Origin of the sequence: Weissella sagaensis (assembly GCF_005405285.1) — a bacterium.
Taxonomy (GTDB): domain Bacteria; phylum Bacillota; class Bacilli; order Lactobacillales; family Lactobacillaceae; genus Weissella; species Weissella sagaensis.
The window spans coordinates 192,251-210,996 of the sequence record NZ_BJDT01000003.1; the positions used below are offsets into that span (position 1 = coordinate 192,251).

The 18,746-nt window shown below is 35.9% G+C and carries 17 protein-coding genes; all 17 read right to left on the reverse strand.

The genetic code is table 11. The annotated features are described in order from the left end of the window. Nucleotides 1-5: 5 nt before the first annotated feature. Nucleotides 6-971: an acyltransferase family protein gene (locus FFM55_RS04610; RefSeq protein ID WP_137600590.1), complete on the reverse strand. Its 966-nt coding sequence runs from the start codon at nt 969-971 to the stop codon at nt 6-8. A gap of 70 nt (nt 972-1,041) precedes the next feature. Further along, a complete protein-coding gene (locus tag FFM55_RS04615; RefSeq protein WP_042493805.1) occupies nt 1,042-1,557 on the reverse strand; it encodes an adenine phosphoribosyltransferase in 516 nt (171 codons plus the stop codon). Nucleotides 1,558-1,561: 4 nt separating this feature from the next. Beyond that, the gene (gene recJ, locus FFM55_RS04620) at nt 1,562-3,868 is read right to left on the reverse strand and encodes a single-stranded-DNA-specific exonuclease RecJ (RefSeq protein ID WP_137600591.1); all 2,307 of its coding nucleotides are present in this window, start codon (nt 3,866-3,868) and stop codon (nt 1,562-1,564) included. A gap of 16 nt (nt 3,869-3,884) precedes the next feature. Next, on the reverse strand, nt 3,885-4,865 hold the full coding sequence (gene rnz / locus FFM55_RS04625; protein ID WP_042493800.1) for a ribonuclease Z: 981 nt from the start codon (nt 4,863-4,865) through the stop codon (nt 3,885-3,887). A 142-nt stretch (nt 4,866-5,007) separates the two neighbouring features. Beyond that, a complete protein-coding gene (locus FFM55_RS04630; protein ID WP_137600592.1) occupies nt 5,008-5,751 on the reverse strand; it encodes a hypothetical protein in 744 nt (247 codons plus the stop codon). A gap of 15 nt (nt 5,752-5,766) precedes the next feature. Further along, nucleotides 5,767-6,042 carry a hypothetical protein gene (locus tag FFM55_RS04635; protein WP_137600593.1) on the reverse strand — a complete coding sequence of 92 codons (276 nt, stop codon included), beginning with the start codon at nt 6,040-6,042 and terminating at the stop codon, nt 5,767-5,769. Nucleotides 6,043-6,121: 79 nt separating this feature from the next. Then, nucleotides 6,122-7,042: a DnaJ C-terminal domain-containing protein gene (locus tag FFM55_RS04640; RefSeq protein ID WP_042493797.1), complete on the reverse strand. Its 921-nt coding sequence runs from the start codon at nt 7,040-7,042 to the stop codon at nt 6,122-6,124. Between the two features lie 109 nt (nt 7,043-7,151). Then, entirely contained in the window at nt 7,152-8,984 is a 1,833-nt protein-coding gene (gene dnaK / locus FFM55_RS04645) for a molecular chaperone DnaK (protein WP_137600594.1), read from the reverse strand. Between the two features lie 65 nt (nt 8,985-9,049). Further along, a complete protein-coding gene (grpE, locus tag FFM55_RS04650; RefSeq protein ID WP_042493793.1) occupies nt 9,050-9,595 on the reverse strand; it encodes a nucleotide exchange factor GrpE in 546 nt (181 codons plus the stop codon). Nucleotides 9,596-9,610: 15 nt separating this feature from the next. Next, nucleotides 9,611-10,636: a heat-inducible transcriptional repressor HrcA gene (gene hrcA, locus FFM55_RS04655; RefSeq protein ID WP_137600595.1), complete on the reverse strand. Its 1,026-nt coding sequence runs from the start codon at nt 10,634-10,636 to the stop codon at nt 9,611-9,613. A gap of 226 nt (nt 10,637-10,862) precedes the next feature. Continuing rightward, complete coding sequence (locus FFM55_RS04660) at nt 10,863-11,912, reverse strand: CAP domain-containing protein (RefSeq protein WP_137600596.1); 1,050 nt, start codon at nt 11,910-11,912, stop codon at nt 10,863-10,865. An 84-nt stretch (nt 11,913-11,996) separates the two neighbouring features. Further along, nucleotides 11,997-12,938, reverse strand: coding sequence for an SGNH/GDSL hydrolase family protein (locus FFM55_RS04665; RefSeq protein ID WP_137600597.1), 942 nt, complete (start codon nt 12,936-12,938; stop codon nt 11,997-11,999). 190 nt (nt 12,939-13,128) lie between these two features. Beyond that, complete coding sequence (locus FFM55_RS04670) at nt 13,129-14,034, reverse strand: glycosyltransferase family 2 protein (RefSeq protein WP_137600598.1); 906 nt, start codon at nt 14,032-14,034, stop codon at nt 13,129-13,131. 4 nt (nt 14,035-14,038) lie between these two features. Next, nucleotides 14,039-14,938, reverse strand: coding sequence for a glycosyltransferase family 2 protein (locus tag FFM55_RS04675; RefSeq protein WP_137600599.1), 900 nt, complete (start codon nt 14,936-14,938; stop codon nt 14,039-14,041). An 88-nt stretch (nt 14,939-15,026) separates the two neighbouring features. Beyond that, nucleotides 15,027-15,956, reverse strand: coding sequence for a glycosyltransferase family 2 protein (locus FFM55_RS04680; protein ID WP_137600600.1), 930 nt, complete (start codon nt 15,954-15,956; stop codon nt 15,027-15,029). Between the two features lie 82 nt (nt 15,957-16,038). Then, on the reverse strand, nt 16,039-17,493 hold the full coding sequence (locus tag FFM55_RS04685) for a flippase (protein ID WP_137600601.1): 1,455 nt from the start codon (nt 17,491-17,493) through the stop codon (nt 16,039-16,041). A 51-nt stretch (nt 17,494-17,544) separates the two neighbouring features. Then, entirely contained in the window at nt 17,545-18,609 is a 1,065-nt protein-coding gene (locus FFM55_RS04690) for an acyltransferase (protein WP_170999655.1), read from the reverse strand. Between the last annotated feature and the right edge of the window lie 137 nt (nt 18,610-18,746).

Here is an 18,746-nt window from a genome sequence, read left to right on the forward strand (position 1 = left end):
ATGCGCTATTTTTTGATTAATAGTATTAACTTTTGTAACATAACTATCACAGCAATACTAATTAATACTATCAAAATTGTATAAACGTTTGCCATGACACTGTTTATCTGGATAAACAACAATACCAACGTGGCTACTGATAGCCCTAGTATAAAATGATCACCTAAATATTTTAAAATTATTTGCAATGGCTTAATTTGATAAATTACCCTATCATGAAAAACATAAATAACACTTACTGCAAATAAGCTTGCAATGGTGCCAAGAATAGGATGTGGATTATACGCAACAGTAAAATCAAAGGCCCCACTAATACTACTAATAGACCACAAGATAATACCAACAAAAAATGTGGCTAGGGTCATGGGCATTTTTTGTTGGTCTTTAATTAAAGAACCAAAATACATAAAGGGTTGCGCAATCAATGCTGCTTCCAATGACCATGGTAATTGCACAATAGTTCTAAACCAATAACCAGCGGCTGTCAGCATAATGATTGCTATTACCATCAACCACGACTTCTCTAATTTGGTAACCAAATTAAAAATTAACGTCGCAAAAAAGATAGCTAGTAATAACCAAACCAAGCCAACGCCAAAACTGCTTTGACCAAATAAAGTATCTGTTGGCCAACCAATACCATAGGCAAATGTTTTAATAATGGTCTTAACATCTGAAAAAGGTTGCTTAATCCATGATAGTTGGCTAGCCAATATATTCAAAGCCATAATAACAATACTGGTTATGACATATGGTATAACCATTTTTTTTATACCATTTAATAATAGATGAGAAAATGATCGGGTACTATCTATAAAATAACCAACTACAAAAAAGATAGTTGGCACCGTTACTATCGTCAACAGTTGATAAATATGTATGTGTTGCTGTGCATTAATAACTTGCTCAATCATTAATAAAATAAATACTAAACCAACTAATGATTTCATCCGCCCCTTTAGTGTATCCATATCTCCTCCATACCCTATTATAAAAAACAAGAGACCCAAACAAATGTCTGAGTCTCTTTTCAATATATCTTTAGTAACTCATCAATGATAAGATATCATAACCTTCAAGTTTTTCACGACCATTTAAATCTTTTAACTCAATCATAAAGGCCAATCCAGCAACTATACCCCCTAAAGATTCTACCAACTTAATGGCAGCAGCAATTGTGCCACCCGTAGCAAGTAGATCATCAGTAATCAACACTTTTTCACCGGGCTTAATAGCATCTTTATGCATTTCTAATGCTGCTTCACCATACTCTAAAGTATATTTTTCACTAACGGTTTCTCTTGGTAACTTACCAGGTTTACGTGCTAAGACAATACCAGTACCTAGTTCATTAGCAACTGGTGCCCCAACTAAAAACCCACGAGATTCAGGACCAACTACAACGTTCACATCACGCATTTTAGCAAAGTGTGTGATGCGCCGGGTTGCTTCGGCGTACGCTTTTGGATCACCCCATAATGGCGTGATGTCACGGAAGATAACACCTTTTTCAGGAAAATCCGGAATAGAGGTAATATAGTCATTCAAATCCAACATCTGTTTAGCTCTCCTGCTTACTTAAATTCATTAATAACGTTTCTAATTCAGTTGTTGTACTGTAAATTAGTTGTCGTTCAAGATCTCGCTGTACCATAAATTTTTGAAACGTCTCTGTTTCGGTTAGATTCAATGGCGCCGGATTTGGTACAGCATTTAAAACACCATTCTCGATTATAACAAATTTTGCTTCCAAAAACACCTTTAATATTAACTGTAATGTTAACTTGTGTATGCTCAAATGATTGACAGCATCATCCAACTGCCTATTTAAATCAATATTTCTAAACGAATTAACAAATTTAAAAACCTTTGCAAAAGTTGGCTTATCTGGTACTTTTTGTAAATAAACGGGATTTTTAACATAAAACATTGGTACCAAAAGCTCCGGTACAGCATTTTGTAATAGTTCTTGTAATTGTGGCAATGATTCCGGTAAATCCACTAACACCATCGTTTGAATCCCTGTTTGCCGATCAATATCATGCCACATCACTGCATTTGCGGGTTGTGTAATATACTCAGATAGCTGTTGATAATGATTTTTATTGAAAAATACATATGTCGCATTAGCAGCAAAAGTTTGTTTAGTTAAGCGACTAGTACGCTTATCTAAAATTGCGGCCCCCTGAGCGGCCATATCTTTCAACATTAACTGATAGGTTGTACTGCCTCGAAACGTATTTTGACTCATCGTTCCTGTAACTTGCAATGATGAAAAATGGCCATTCAAAGCATCTGCTTGTTGACCCCAACCAAAAGCAATAATTGGTAGTACACCCGCTGCTGTCTGCGCTGTAAATCTTAAATGCTTACCCTCAGACATTGTTTTAACTTTATCAACGTTGTCTACATTAACGACAAATAATGGCTCCGGATTACCCTCACCAAATGGTGCTAACACCTGTAAATCATCAAAATTTTGTTGCGTAAAATCTGATGCAGTAACTTCAGCAGCAATTTGCAATTTTGGCTTTTGAGCTGTATCTAGAGCTTGTTTAGTCGCTTCATCTTTTAAAACTGACCTAATCATTGCCAAATTATCTGTTGGTATCGTCATCCCAGCAGCACTCGCATGACCACCAAAGTTTGTCATTAAATCACGATGACCATCTAAAGCCTTAAACAAGTCAAAAGCTGCTACTGATCGCCCAGATCCCTTCATCTCGTTATCATTTATTGTTAACACAATCGTTGGTTTATCAGTTTGCTCAACTAATTTGCTAGCAACAATACCTAATACACCTTCATGCCATCCTTCACCAGCAACCACTAAAACTGGATCAGCTGATAATTCTTGTGCTTGAGCCTGTGCAGCAACCGTTATATCATTCACTAATTGCTGTCGCTTTTGATTAAGTTCGTTAACATGTTCTGCTAAAGTTTTAGCACTTTCATCATCATCCATCAATAACAATCGAACACCCGTCGTTGCATCTTCCAAACGTCCCAAAGAATTAAGACGCGGTGCAATCGTGAAGCCAATTGTTGATGAATCGATATCTGATAATTGTGTACCAGCGGCTGCTAACAATGCTGATAACCCCGGACGTGGATCTAACTTTAAATTTTCAAGCCCTTGTTTTACAATGATTCGATTTTCATCTGTCAATGACATAACATCTGCCACCGTACCTAGAGCAGCTAAATCCAACACTTCATCTGCTGGTTCTTCAAGCAATGCTGAAGCAACTTTAAAAGCAACACCAGCACCTGATAAACCACCAAATGGATACTCACCATCTGGATGACGGGGATGTACAATCGCTGTCGCTACCGGTAAATCTGCTGGTAACTCATGATGGTCTGTAATAATAACATCAATACCCTGTGACATTAACCAAGCTACTTCGTTTTTACCTGAAACACCATTATCAACTGTCACAAGCAACTGCATCCCATCAGCAGCAAGTTTTTGATAATTATCTAAATTAGGTCCGTATCCATCACTAAAGCGACTTGGGATAAAATAAGTCACATTAGCACCCATCAACTCCAAAGCCCACGTCATAATTGCCGTACTGGTCATACCATCAACATCGTAATCACCATAAACAACAATGTTTTCACCGTTGTCAATAGCCTGGAATAAACGTTCAATCGCTTTATTCATATCATGCAATAAGAATGGATCATATAACGCTGAGATTTCAGGACGTAAAAAGGCATTTGCTGTTTCAACGGTATCATAGCCACGATTGACCAAAATTTTAGCAATTAATTTAGAGATACCAAATGTTTCGCTCAGTTCATTAATCGCTTTTTGGTTTTGAATATCCGGTTGTTCCCATTGATAACGTGAATTAATCATGAAATGCCTCCTCGTTCTATGAAATAGTGTCTGTTTCAGGTAATGTCATTGGTTTTGAATTTGTTTGTTCACCAAATGGCACATCATACACATCAAAATCATTAACAACACGTATGTTTTCAAAAGTTGAACGTGCTTGATAAGCCAATTCATTTGCTGCCTTACCTGCATAACGTGCCGAAATATGTGTCAATAATAACCGTCCAACTTGAGCTTGCGCTGCAATTTTAGCTGCCTGTATGCTAGTTGTATGGTAGTGATTACGTGCTTGCTTACCTTCACCTTTACCATATGTTGATTCATGAACCATAACATCAGCATTTTTCGCCAGTAGTAGCGTATTGTCATTTTTTCGTGTATCCCCGATAATTGCAACACAACGACCAGGCTTCGCTTCACCAATGACATCCTTACTATAAATAGTTCGTCCGTCTGACAACGTAATATCCTTACCTTGTTTTAATTGTCCATATAATGGACCTTCTGGTACGTTCAATTCGCGCAAGCGTTCTACTAGTAATTCACCTGGATGTGCATGTTCTTCAACACGGTAGCCAAATGATAAAATACGGTGGTCTAATGGTAGAGCTGTTACTGTGAATTTAGCCGTTTCTAATACCTCGCCACCTGCGTCAGGTAATTCCACAAAAGAAATTGGATAGGTTAGATGGGTTTGTGAAACTTGTAAACTAACTTCCACAAATTGACGGATTCCTTTCGGCCCATATATCATTAAGGGCTCATCGCCTCCTTGAAAAGAGCGTGAAGACAATAGTCCTGGTAATCCATAAATATGATCACCGTGTAAATGCGTGATAAATATTTTCGTGATTTTGCGTGGTCGAATAGTTGATTGTAACATTTGACGTTGCGTACCTTCACCAACATCAAACAACCAAACTTCATTAATTTCCTCAAGCAAACGTAAAGCAACACCCGTTACATTACGAAAACGTGCTGGAGAACCAGCGCCAGTCCCTAGAAACTCAATTTGCATAATTAGGAACTCCTTATCCTTTTAAATTATTTGTGCTTATTTCTAATTGAATTTTACTCAAAAAGAAAACCGCCTAAATGACGGTCTATACTAGTTATAATTTTAGCATTTTTTAACTGCTTTATACAGCAGTTTAATGATGCTAAAACGTAATTGTCCTAACTGATGATGGTTTTACAATCTCATTATTTGCTGAATCTTTAACTGTCGCAAATTGTATATCCAGTGATGATAAATGTTTTCCCACATGTTTAGGAACCAATACAGTTGTCGTTGTCGACGTCGTTTCGTAAGGTACAATACCTGAAGTATTTAAACGACCATCGTTGTAGATACCACTCAATATCGACATCGTTGTGTCATCAGAATATTTAATTGCTGTAATACCAGGTGTAATTGCTGTTACTAAATTATTGTTTGTCACATCATAGTTAATAACCAACGTGATAAATTTGGCACCTAATTTGCGATCGTTTAACGAACGTTTAGCTGATAATAGCGAATTTTGTGTGCGTGCAGTATTCTGAATAATATTGATATTTTTAATATGATAAATCATATTACCATTCGTAATGGTACTATCAACTTTTTTATTATCTACCCACTTCTGTTCAAGTCCTGTTTCTGTTAGTTGGTACTGACCAATTTTTTTAAGTTGTCCACGTTCAACATAGTTTTTATTTGCTAAATCTTTTTTGGTCGGTTGATATTCTTCATAACTGTCTTGTCCTTTTTTGGCAAAAGGAAGTTTATTATGATTCATAGCTTCTTCTGCCATTGTTCGTACACGCGTTGGTTGCCCATTGTTACGATATAATACTAAAACCATAATGAGCGCAACAATCGCAATTATGGTCGTTAAAAGCCAGCCCATTCGTCTATGCATATTACCCTTCCTTAATTAGGCTAACACAATAATGTTGTCTATAATACGATAACCGTATATTTTATGTAATAATTGTTCGCTATCACGAATCATTATCTCCAAATCATTTTCATCATACTTTTGTAAATCATGAATCGTTGTGCTTTGATTTGGCGCTAACGTTAAAATTAATTTTTTATCTTCTTTACCCATAATTTCAACAAACACATACTCTGATGAAAATAATTGTGTTGCCAACGGACGTTCTAATGGCATACCAAGTAAAGAAATTTTTAAATCTCCTAAGCGCATTTAGTAACCTCCGTTTTCTTTATCAATTATGCCATACAAAAAAGCAAGTAACCTTAAACAAAGTCACTTGCTTGTATTTTTAGCCGAAAAATCCTTTTTTATGTTCACCAGTCATTGCTTCTTTAAAAGCTTCAAGTGCTTTCTTCTGTTCCTTATTCAATTTCTTTGGAACATCTACATACAATGTCACAATGTGATCACCGTTGTTACCACTACGCATATGTGGTGCACCTTTACCACGTAGACGGAAATTAGTCTCAGTTGCTGTACCAGAAGGCACCTTTAATTTAACATCACCATGCACTGTTTTAACTGAAATTTCGCCACCTAATGCAGCTGTTGTAAAGTCAATTGGCATACGTGAATAAATCGTTGTCCCTTCACGTTCAAAATCATCCTTTGACGGTGAAACACGGAATACAACAAACAGATCACCATATGGACCACCATTAAAGCCGGCTTCACCTTGACCAGTCAAACGCATTTGTTGACCATTTTCAACACCAGCTGGAACAGTAACCTTTAGTTCTTTGCTTTCTTGTTTACCGTCATTTGTTGCACGTGTATACGAAATTGTTGCATCTTTACCAAAAACAGCCTCTTCAAAGGTTAGATTCATTCTGTATTGCAAATCTTGTCCCTTGCGTGGACGGTTAGGATCTTGGAATCCACCACCAAACATTTGACTAAAGATATCACCAAGGTCAGAAAAGTCGCCATATTGGGCGTTACCGCCACCAAAACCACCAAAGCCACCGAAACCACCTTGACCACCAGGTTGGCCATCTGTTGCACCATATTGGTCATACATTGCACGCTTTTGTTCATCACCTAATGTTTCATAGGCTTCTTGTATTTCTTTATATTTTTCTTCAGCACCTGCCTCATGATTAAGATCTGGGTGATACTTTTTTGATAATTTACGGTAAGCCTTCTTAATTTCATCTTGTGAGGCATTTTTATCAATACCTAAACGCTCATATAATTCAGTATTATTCATGAGGCAAATCCTCCTAAAAATTTTAATATGTATCGTGATTGCGAGCTGCTATTCTCACAATCACGTACGGTCTGTAACGTAGGGGTGTTCAGATCGTTAAATCATTTGATTATTTCTTATCGTCATCTGATACGTCTTCAAAGTCACCGTCAACAGTATTGTCATCTGATTGACCTTCTTGTGCGGCACCTTCTTGACCTTCAGCTGGTTGTGCTTGTTGATACAACTTAACAGCTAATTCTTGAGAAACCTTTTCCAAAGCTTCCTTCTTGGCCTTCATATCTTCTAAGTTATCAGCTTCCTTCGCTGCTTTCAAGTCTGCAACGCCATCTTCTACTGGTTTCTTATCATCTTCAGGCAACTTGTCGCCAACTTCTTCCAAAGTCTTTTCTGATTGGAAAATCAATTGGTCAACTTCGTTACGTAAGTCAGCTTCTTCCTTACGTGACTTATCAGCTTCTTCGTTAGCCTTTGCATCATTCATCATACGTTCAATTTCTTCATCTGACAATGATCCTGAGCTTTGGATGGTAATCTTTTGCTCTTTATTTGTTCCCAAATCCTTAGCAGATACAGAAACAATACCATTACGATCGATGTCAAACTTAACTTCAATTTGAGGTACACCACGTGGTGCAGCTGGAATATCTGCTAATTGGAAACGACCCAATGTCTTGTTATCGGCAGCCATTGAACGCTCACCTTGCAAAACATGGATATCAACAGCTGGTTGGTTATCAGCAGCGGTTGAGAAAGTTTGTGACTTTGATGTTGGAATAGTCGTGTTACGATCAATCAACTTTGTAAAGACACCACCCATTGTTTCAATTCCCAATGACAATGGTGTAACATCAAGCAAAACCACATCCTTAACATCACCAGTGATAACACCACCTTGAACAGCAGCACCAAGAGCTACGGCTTCGTCAGGGTTAATTGAGTGATCAGGTTCCTTACCTGTCAAGTTCTTAACAGATTCTTGAACAGCAGGAATACGAGTTGAACCACCGTTTAAGATAACCTTGTCAATTTCATCAATTGATAGACCGGCATCCTTCAAAGCGCTACGAACAGGTGCTTCAGCACGCTTTACCAAATCAGCCGTTAATTGATTAAATTGTGCACGAGACAAAGTTGTTTGCAAGTGCAATGGACCTTCATTAGTTGCTGTAATAAATGGTAGGTCGATTTGAGCTTCAGTAGCTGATGACAATGTCTTCTTAGCTGTTTCGGCTGCATCCTTCAAACGTTGCAAAGCAAGCTTATCATTCTTTAAGTCAACACCGTGTTCTTTCTTAAAGCCATCAGCTAAAAAGTCGATAACCTTTTGGTCAAAGTCGTCACCACCAAGGTGAGTGTCACCATTTGTTGACAATACTTCGAACACACCATCACCCAATTCAAGGACAGAAACATCAAATGTTCCACCACCCAAATCGTAAACCAAAATCTTTTGGTCTTGGTCTAATTTATCTAAACCATATGCTAATGAAGAAGCAGTTGGCTCGTTAACAATACGCTCAACTTCTAATCCAGCAATCTTACCAGCATCCTTAGTTGCTTGACGTTGTGCGTCATTAAAGTAAGCTGGTACAGTAATAACAGCTTTATCAACTGTTTCACCTAAGTAATCTTCAGCATACTTTTTGATGTATTGTAAAATCATAGCTGAAATTTCTTGTGGTGTATAGTCCTTACCATCAACAGTTACTTTGTAACCAGGCTCACCCATGTGTGACTTGATTGACAAGATTGTATCAGGGTTAGTAATTGCTTGACGCTTTGCTGTGTCTCCAACTTGCGTCTCACCGTTCTTAAATGAAACAGCTGATGGTGTCGTACGACCACCATTAGGATTAGTAATAATCTTTGGTGCGCCACCTTCCATAACGGCAACAGCTGAATTTGTAGTTCCTAAGTCAATTCCAATGATCTTTGACATAATAATTTACCTCTTATTGATCAGATTTTTTTATTTGTTAAATACTAATATTAATGAATAACTGCTTAATTATAAACAGATACCATCGCTGGTCGAACAACACGATCAGCTAAAACGTAACCCTTTTGAAGAACCGTTGCAATGGTATCCGCTGGATGATCATCATCTGCAGGTACTGATTGAATTGCTTGGTGGAAGTTAGGATCAAATGCTTCACCAGCCTCACCGACTGCTTTCACATCATGTTCTTCAAGTGCTGAAATTAGCGTTTTATACACCATTTCAACACCCGTCTTAATTTGTTGCGCTGAATCATCATCAGCTTCAACTTGCAAAGCACGCTCTAGATTATCTACAGCCGGTAAAATTGATTGCGCTAATTTTTGATTAGCAAATTTAACAGCTTGAGATTGCTCTTTTGCATATCGTGCTTGCATGTTTTGCATTTCTGCATGAGCACGCAAGTACTTATCTTCTGCTTCAGAAACTTTGGCTTCTAACTCAGAAATTTGATCTACTGTAGAAGTTGTTTCTTCATTATCAGTGTCAACATTGATTTGTTCACCGGTAACTTCGATTTCTTCTTCAGGAGTCTGCTTTTCCTTTGACATGTCAACACCTCTTTTCTAACGATAATATTCTAGTAACTGTTGCGTTAAAGCACTCCGGAACGCATCAACCAAGCTTATCATGTCAGCGTACCGCATAGATGTTGGACCTAATATAGCTATTGCCCCAACGCCGTACTGTGCAACACGATATGTGGCTGATACTAAACTATATGGTGATAACAAACTGTTACCATTTTCATCACCAATTTGTACCATCACTCCGTCATTTGCCGTTCCAACAACTCGTCGCATATCTCTAGCTGAATCAAGCAATTGATATAATTGTTTGATATCTTGCAAACTAGAATCAGTCGTGAAGTCAAGAACATTTAAATAACCGCCAATGAACACTTTATCATGAATAGAACGTGCCAAGACATCACCGAATAATTGCAAAAATGCAACTGGTGTTCGGATTGTACGTTCCATCTGCCAAGGCAAGTCACCAGTTAGGGTTCGTAAAACTTCAATAATGGGTTGGTTCACTAATGTCTTATTAATGTAATCAACCATATCATCAAGATTTTTTACGGACATACCTTCTGGTAAACGAAAACTTTGACTCGTAACTTGTCCATCATTCGTAACAATAATCGCCATAATTTGTTGGCCGTTAATTGGTACGAGACGAAAACCTGATAAGCGAATATCTGCTGATTCAGGTTTTAGAGCAACAACCGTATAACCTGTTAGGCTTGCTAATTCATTTACCATTGTTTGCATCAAATCATCAATTTCTTGAAAATTACGATTAAACACATGTTCTAAAGATTCCTGAACAACTTTTGATAAATGTTGCTGACGCATTAATTCGTCAACATAATAACGATAGCCTCGCTGTGAAGGGACGCGACCAGATGAAGTGTGCTCTTTTTGTAGCAAGCCCAATTCCTCTAATAGTGCCATTTCATTACGCACAGTTGCTGAACTTACTGCTAAATCTAATTCACTTAATAAAGTTTTAGATCCAACAGCTCTGCCGGTTTTTGCGTAATCACGAATTATGGTGGCTAATATTAGCCGCTGTCTTTCCGTTAACATACGCGTCACCTCCTTAGCACTCTCAACTACTTCGTGCTAACAGTTATTATAGTACACGCCTTATATCTAAATGTCAACACTTTTAGCACTCTTTATTGTAAAGTGCTAATTTATTTCTAAAAATGCTGTTATAGCTAGCTTTTTAAACAATGTAACCAATTAAAAATCCGTAAATTGATTACAAATCATCGAATTCACGGATTTTTCCATATTTACTTAGATACTTTTAACGAGACTCACCTACGATAACATTTCCTGCATATCCAAAACCGACCTTTGTTACATTCTTATTTAACACCCAGTTATAATGTCCCCTCGTACCAACGGGCAACATATTTATTTCATTAAACCAAGCATTAATAACAGGATAACCTTTTGACCACCCTATACCGATTACTTCACCAGCTGTCCGCCAGTGATCCGATGGAATCCCACGTGAATTTGTATAGTTAGCCCTTGTTGTTGCTAGGTTAGCTAATTCATTATCCCAGATAAGTGGCTTGCAGCCATTAGCTGTTCGTATTTTATTCAACTCTCGAAGTGTTACGTCATTTTCTTCTTGCTTATGGCCAACACCTTCATTATTAAAAGACCACTTATTGCCATTAATCATAACTGTTTGGTTTGTTATTTTTAAATACGTTATTGGATCAAAGTAATAATAGTTTTCTTGCCAACGTTGCAACCCACTCTGTACAACACCATTATTATCAACAAGATACCACTTACCCCATTGAGATAATACATAATCCCGCTTATTTAATAATTGACTTGTATTTAAATCAAAATAGTAATATTTACCTTCTATTTTATGAATACCTGTTAATAAAACACCATCATGATTTGCATAATATTTTCCTCCATTAATTTTTAACCACTGATTTTTACGAAGATAATGTGTATTATCTTCACCAAAATAATACTTGTTTCCTGAAATATGTTGTAACGATGAAACAGCTTTGCCATCGTTATTAAAATAGTATGTGTTACCCCATTGGTTTTTAAACACATTATCTTGCCGTAAGCCAGTATTACTATCAAAATAATAATATTGCCCATACCATCGTTGAATTCCAGTTTGTTTTTGTCCATTTTTAAATAGATACCAATTATGACCATCATTTAGATAGCCATTACCTAACATCCCATTTTGATAAAAGCGATGATTAATGTATTCATTCTTATTTTGGGCATTCACACACTTATCATTAGTTACCGTAACTCCCATAGAAATTGCGATAAACATCACACTTGCAATATAATAGCCTTTTTTCATCAAAATTCTCCTTATAACTTTGTCTTTCTTAACAACGTATATAAGGACGTTCAAAATAATTTTTTGTCTATTAAATTATTATCTCTATTTCTTTATAGATTTTGTTTTCGGGTCAAAATAATAGCATACACCATCCATTAGCTGCCAATCTACAAGTAGTATATTGTTATGAGCATATTGTCTATCACCTAGTTCATTCGTTTGCCACCCGTTAGATAGAAAGAGTGTACTATTCTTATCATCAATATTTTGTGTCATATTACGATTATGAACAATGAAATTTGATATTGCATATCCCATTTGTTGATAAACATCTGTTTTTGGATGAACACCATCGTTTAAAGAATATTGACTATAAGCAAAAGGTGACTGTTGCCAATTAATAATCGGAATGCCAAAACTATTAAACGTTACTTTCAATGCGTCCTGCAAATCTTTAAGCGTATAATCACTGGCTTTTTTTTGCAGATAAGAATCAAACGGGACACTCCCCATAATTTTTAAATTAGGATTTGCCTGTTTTAATCGATAAATATTTGATTGTAACCTTTGTTGAACATAACTAATATTATTATCACTATAATTCAAATCATTCACACCGAGTGCAATTAGCAAATAATCTGCACTTTTAAATTCTACATCATTAATAATGTTAGTGACATTATTTGTTAAATCGACTGGTTTAGTTGCGCGATTACCACTTATCTGTGCACCAGAAAAAGAATAACAATCATTTAGTGAATTAGGTTGCAACAGTCGCCTTACAATATTGGGACATGAGTTACTAACAACCCGATTACCATTCCAACCGATCATTAAAGAATCACCAATTATCCAAATATTTTTATCTTTAAAATAGGCTAGTTCCACTAAATTGGAACAATTTTTATTACCTTCGTTTATTTCCAAACCTTTTTTATAATTAGCATTAACAAGTCGTCCTTCGTAAGCTCTGACTACTTCACTTTCTAAATTAAAAACAAAAAAACCAGCTAAGAGAGTCAACAGAAGCCTTATTATTAACATGCTTACCACCTCATTTAATTTATTGTCTCATCATACTACGAAACAAATTACGTAGAAAAAATAAAATTAAACAACCAATAAAAAATTAGTTTTTTTGGCAATTACACTAATCAAAAAAAGATAGACCAGCGACTGCTGATCTATCTAATCGGTTTAATTTTTTATTATTCATCATGATATTTTCGTGATACTAATTAACATCATGCTTCTCGTTAGGAAATTCAATAGTCGGATTGAACTCCTTACCTGCAGCAATACCATCACGCATAATTTTTAAACGTGCATCTTTATCGGGTAAATTACTTTTCTTTAAACGCATATAATCCCACTTAATTTTCGTCTCACCACGAACTCGTCGATAAAAATTACGCTTTTGCATCGTATAAACACGATTACGATACATATTAAAGTAACGTGGCACACGTTCCGGAATATCATTGGTAATATCATCTTCTGTATTAGAACGCATTTTATGCGTTACATTAGAAGCAGGAACTAAGTAACCCGGAGCAAGTTTTAAAGCCCGCTCTGTATATTCCAAATCATCAATCCAAATAAAAAAATCTGTAATTGGTAAACCAATTTCACCAACAATATGACGTGGGAATAAAACTGAAACAAACGTCCCATTTTCTACTAACACAGGCTTAGTAAATTTTTTATTCAATGTTGTATTAAACGTACCGTATTGACGTAATACATTTCTAACTGATGGGGTCCCATCAGTGAACAAAACATTTGATGATAAGAAACTAAAGTTTTGATTTTCATTAGCAAATGCTAATAAAGGTTGCAGTGAATCTTGATGTACAATCGTATCATCATCCATTACCCAAACATAATCATCATCAGTTTGTTCATAAAAATAACGAATACCAGCATTAAATCCGCCTGCACCACCGACATTTTCAGCCAGGCGGACATACTCAATACGGTCACCCAGTGATTCTAAAAATTCCTTCGTGTCATTATCAGAGTTATTATCAACAACAATTAAGTGCGATAATTTTGGTTCAACAGATTCTAATGCTGCAATAGCTTCTTTAAGCATTGGTAATCGATTATAGGTAACAATGACTGCACTTACTTTTCCCATTTGATTACTCCTTTACCTTGTTCTTCGAATATTCCACTGACGGATGGAAAAACCAACCATGAACAACACCTTTAATTACCATTCTGACACGTAGCCATTTTTTAGGCTGTCCATTAAAGAAAATCATTAACATTTCATAGGCTATCCGAATATGAGCACGCAAAAAACGAATAAACCCACGATTACGACTAAAGTACATCCGATTTCTAAAGGCATAGAAATATCTTGGTACACGGTTAATTGAATCTAACGAAACATTAGATTCAACATTTTGTGCCATCTTATGAATAATCCGTGATGTTGGCACCATATATCCTGGTAATTGCCGTGCTGCACGTTCCGTATATTCAATATCATCCCCCCAGATAAAGAATTCTTTAACTGGCAGACCAATTTTTGCAACAATTTGACGGGTAAACATTACTGAAACAAAAGTTGCGTTTCGTAGTTGTTCCATTTCAGTTGCATCTAATGGGATTTTTTTAAAGCGGTTAATTGGAAATGGTAAATTCATTTTAGCACGAGTATTGTCAGTCCAACGCACATCTGAAGCCAAAAAGCCAAATTGATTATTAACTTTTTTAGCACCTTCAAGTAGCTCCGTTAGCGCAGAAGGCGTTGGCACAGTATCATCATCCATTAACCATACATAATCGTCATCCGTTTCTTCCATAAAGTAACGAACACCTTTATTAAACCCACCAGCACCACCAATATTCTCAGGTAAACGCACATAACGAATTTGATTACCAAGACTAGTTAAATATTCTTGTGTATCTGCTTCACTATTATTATCAACAATAATAATGTTATCTACCTTTGTATCAGAATTCTGTAACGCCGCAATAACTTCTTTTAACATCGGTAGACGATTATACGTTACTACCACAGCACTCACTGTCATGTTATTTTCTCCAAACTAAATATAATAATTTAATATTAACAAATGAACAAATACTTCGTCATTCATTACCTTAATAGATGTACTTTACTTATTTTTCTTTACGTGAAACATAAATTGGACGATGTTTTGACTCTAAATAAATATTAGAAATATATCTACCTAAAATACCAATACTCAATAGTTGCATCCCACCTAGCGCTAACACAATAACCACAATTGATGCCCAACCAAAAACTGAAGTTTCAGGATATATAATGGCTCGAATGAAAACGATGATTGCGCCAATTAACGCTAATAAGAAAGAAAACATCCCCAAAAATGAAACCAGCACTAATGGTGCTCTCGAAAAATCAATAAATCCTTCAATTGAGTAACTTAACAATCCCCAAAATGACCACGACGTATTACCAGCAACACGATCCTTATTTTCATATTCTAAATACTTTTGCTTAAAACCAACCCAAGAAAAAATCCCCTTTGAGAAACGATTATATTCTTGCATGCTTAAAATTGCATCCACCATTTGTCGTGTCATAACACGAAAGTCACGCGCACCTTCAACAATATGCGTATCTGACATGGCATTAATTAATTTATAGAACAACTTAGAGAACCATGAACGAAGGATAGGCTCACCTTTACGACTTGTACGACGTGCACCAACTGCATCCCACTCACCTGATGACACACCAGCTAACATCTCTGGTAACATTTCAGGTGGATCTTGCAAATCAACATCCATTACGGCAATAAAATCACCTGTTGCATGTTCTAAACCTGCATATAAAGCTGATTCTTTACCAAAATTACGTGAAAAAGAGACGTAATGAACGTTTTCATCTTTGGCTGCTAATTTTTCTACTTCAACCATAGTATGGTCTGTAGAACCATCATCAATATACCAATATTCTAAATCATACTCTGAAAAATTCTGATGCTCTGCTTCCAAAGCCTTATAAAATAATTCGACCGTATCTTGTTCGTTGAAAACAGGGACCACTAACGATAACTTAGACATAAATTTTTCTCTTCCTAACTAACTGTACTAGTTATAAGTATAACAAAAAAAGCACCCCTTCACGGGCACTTTTTTTAATCATTTATTTATTAAAGTGTTCTGCGATAAATTTTTTGATATTACCAATAAAGTTAGCACGTAATAAAATCGTCAAACTAAAGTAAATGATAATCCCGACAACAATCTGAATAACTGATCTAGCTGGTGTTGCCGCCATATTTATCGTCATGATAAGTAACACAATAAACATCACAATACCAGCCACAAAGTATTTCCAAACACCATTGAATAATTTAGCAAAAGACAAATCATAACGCACAACCCAAAACTGGTAAATCGTTACTGCTACTTCCGAAATAACAGTTGCAATTGCAGCACCGTATAGACCCCATAATGGAATCGTAATAAAATTCAACAAGATATTAACAAAAGCACCCACCGTTACAGATATCGTAAAATCTTTTGTCCGATTAATTGGCATTAAATATTGTGTGCCAATCACATTACTCCAAGCAATGAATAACACAATTGGCGATAAAAGCGAGATTGTCCAACCAGCAGGCAAAAAGTTAGCACCCATATACCAAATAGCCGTTTTGGGTCCTAATGCCATCATACCAAACATCAATGGCACAGCTAAGGCCGTTACAAAATCCATCGATAGATAAATTGCTTTGTTAACAGCCTTCATGTTGCCTTTTGAAAAATAACTGGCAACACGTGGTAACATAACCGTTCCCATCGCTGTCACTAACGCAAGTGATACTTTCACTATTTTATCAGCATTTTCATAGAATGCGGCTGAGTCAATCGTGCTATTTTGGAATAATGGCAACATTGTTTTATTCAGTTGTAAATAAACCTGTGTTGCAATTGTTGGTATAAATAAACCAATCGTTGGTAATAAATGACGTCGTAGATCCAAAGTACTGATTTTTGGGAACTTAACCTTACCTGGTATATAAAACCACATCGTAATATTACCAACAACTTGCGTTAGAGCTAATAGTAAAATATAACGATTAACATCAGCTGGTGACTTCACAACTAAGAAAATTAAGATAACCATCGCAATTTTAACTAGCGAATTACGAATAACTGTTTTCTTAAAATCTTCCAAGCCCATAAAATACCATGAAATATCAAGCAATCCTGAAACAATCACCCAAGTTTGTAAATACAATTGGTGATTATTTTGACTAAATTCACCTGATACATTTCGCATGCTATAAATAAATAATATGTAAAGTGCTATTGAAATTAAACTAACAATTGTGTGCAATAGTTGAATTTCCCAAAAGCGCTTATTTTGTAATGCAACATCATCACGGACATACGCAATTTCACGTTGCCCATAAAGTGTAATTCCTAACGTTGCAAACAATAAGAAATAACTAACAATTGAATTTGTCCAAGCTTGAACACCCATTCCTGACGCACCTAAAACATGCGAAAGATAGGTCATTGTAATTAAGGGCGCTAACACCGTTAGTAATTGATAAAATACATTGTATAAATAATTTTTAACAACTTGCATATTTTCCTCTATTCATACAGACAGGTTGCTCACTCACCTGTATTCCTATTATTAGGGTAATAACCTTTTAACAACTGGGATTCTTTGTAAAATTAATATCATGATGACACTTAACAGCCACACAATCAACGGTAAAATAAATAGATGTACCCATGATGATGCCGACAAACTAAATACATGTTCAATTATCATAATCAAAAATTCATGAATCACATATACACCTAGTGAAACACCCGAGAGTTTGCGTAGCCATGTTGCAACCTTTGCGGATGGTTGCCAGGTTATATCAAATCGGTGTTGTGTCCACGCCCAAATACCTAAAGGAATGAAGAAACCACCAATTGAAAAGACACTATACACATCACGAACTGTTTCACCACGTATAGCTGACAGCACAATTGTGGTTAAAATCATAAAAATGATACTTAATCCAGTACCAGCATATAACCAATACCGTACTTTTTTAGTTATCTCAAACGTATGTAAATACCAACCAATAAAGAAAATACCAACACCTGTTGACAAAACCAATGGCACATTATTGACCATTTGATCTGGTGTACGTTGCAACAACATATAGCCATAATTAATAATACCAACGCCGATAACATATAAAGTGATGATATATGTCACAACTTTTTTATTAGCTTTTGTTGCCAATACTGATAAGAAAGGCATTGCAATATAGATTGGAATCACAAAATAGAAGAACCAAAAAATAGGTTGTATCGTATCATATTCTATCCCATTGATAAATCCTTTAATCGACCAATTATCTTGATGCATGACAAAATGATTCCACGCATACCAAATAAATGACCAAAAAATAAATGGCAGCAACACACGAAGCATTCTTTTTTTGAAAAAAGTTTTCGTATCATAACGATCACGATAATTTAACAAATTAGCACCCGATATCATGAAGAAAATTGGTACTGCCCAGATAAATACAACTTGAATAATTAAACTAATATACCAACTAGGGTCATGTGGCTTATACTCAAAAGCATATTCTGATGTATGTAACCATAATACCGCCATCGTTGCCATAATGTTTAATATATCCATATAGTAGTAATGCTTTTTTTGATTATCTACTAGGATTGGTTTTGCCATATTTTCTCCCACTCTCATTGTTAAGTCATATTTCTTAATCTTTTGGTTTCACATATAGCGCTGTCGTTAACACAATTAACCATAATTCATATGTCACAGTGCGCTACTTTATAATATCCAAAAATAAAGACCCAATC

What these genes read in the sequence shown, in the direction of transcription:
- FFM55_RS04610 (WP_137600590.1), bottom strand. Translation starts at nt 971, where the DNA reads ATGGATACACTAAAGGGGCGGATGAAATCATTAGTTGGTTTAGTATTT.
- FFM55_RS04615 (WP_042493805.1), bottom strand. Translation starts at nt 1,557, where the DNA reads ATGTTGGATTTGAATGACTATATTACCTCTATTCCGGATTTTCCTGAA.
- recJ (WP_137600591.1), bottom strand. Translation starts at nt 3,868, where the DNA reads ATGATTAATTCACGTTATCAATGGGAACAACCGGATATTCAAAACCAA.
- rnz (WP_042493800.1), bottom strand. Translation starts at nt 4,865, where the DNA reads ATGCAAATTGAGTTTCTAGGGACTGGCGCTGGTTCTCCAGCACGTTTT.
- FFM55_RS04630 (WP_137600592.1), bottom strand. Translation starts at nt 5,751, where the DNA reads ATGCATAGACGAATGGGCTGGCTTTTAACGACCATAATTGCGATTGTT.
- FFM55_RS04635 (WP_137600593.1), bottom strand. Translation starts at nt 6,042, where the DNA reads ATGCGCTTAGGAGATTTAAAAATTTCTTTACTTGGTATGCCATTAGAA.
- FFM55_RS04640 (WP_042493797.1), bottom strand. Translation starts at nt 7,042, where the DNA reads ATGAATAATACTGAATTATATGAGCGTTTAGGTATTGATAAAAATGCC.
- dnaK (WP_137600594.1), bottom strand. Translation starts at nt 8,984, where the DNA reads ATGTCAAAGATCATTGGAATTGACTTAGGAACTACAAATTCAGCTGTT.
- grpE (WP_042493793.1), bottom strand. Translation starts at nt 9,595, where the DNA reads ATGTCAAAGGAAAAGCAGACTCCTGAAGAAGAAATCGAAGTTACCGGT.
- hrcA (WP_137600595.1), bottom strand. Translation starts at nt 10,636, where the DNA reads ATGTTAACGGAAAGACAGCGGCTAATATTAGCCACCATAATTCGTGAT.
- FFM55_RS04660 (WP_137600596.1), bottom strand. Translation starts at nt 11,912, where the DNA reads ATGAAAAAAGGCTATTATATTGCAAGTGTGATGTTTATCGCAATTTCT.
- FFM55_RS04665 (WP_137600597.1), bottom strand. Translation starts at nt 12,938, where the DNA reads ATGTTAATAATAAGGCTTCTGTTGACTCTCTTAGCTGGTTTTTTTGTT.
- FFM55_RS04670 (WP_137600598.1), bottom strand. Translation starts at nt 14,034, where the DNA reads ATGGGAAAAGTAAGTGCAGTCATTGTTACCTATAATCGATTACCAATG.
- FFM55_RS04675 (WP_137600599.1), bottom strand. Translation starts at nt 14,938, where the DNA reads ATGACAGTGAGTGCTGTGGTAGTAACGTATAATCGTCTACCGATGTTA.
- FFM55_RS04680 (WP_137600600.1), bottom strand. Translation starts at nt 15,956, where the DNA reads ATGTCTAAGTTATCGTTAGTGGTCCCTGTTTTCAACGAACAAGATACG.
- FFM55_RS04685 (WP_137600601.1), bottom strand. Translation starts at nt 17,493, where the DNA reads ATGCAAGTTGTTAAAAATTATTTATACAATGTATTTTATCAATTACTA.
- FFM55_RS04690 (WP_170999655.1), bottom strand. Translation starts at nt 18,609, where the DNA reads ATGGCAAAACCAATCCTAGTAGATAATCAAAAAAAGCATTACTACTAT.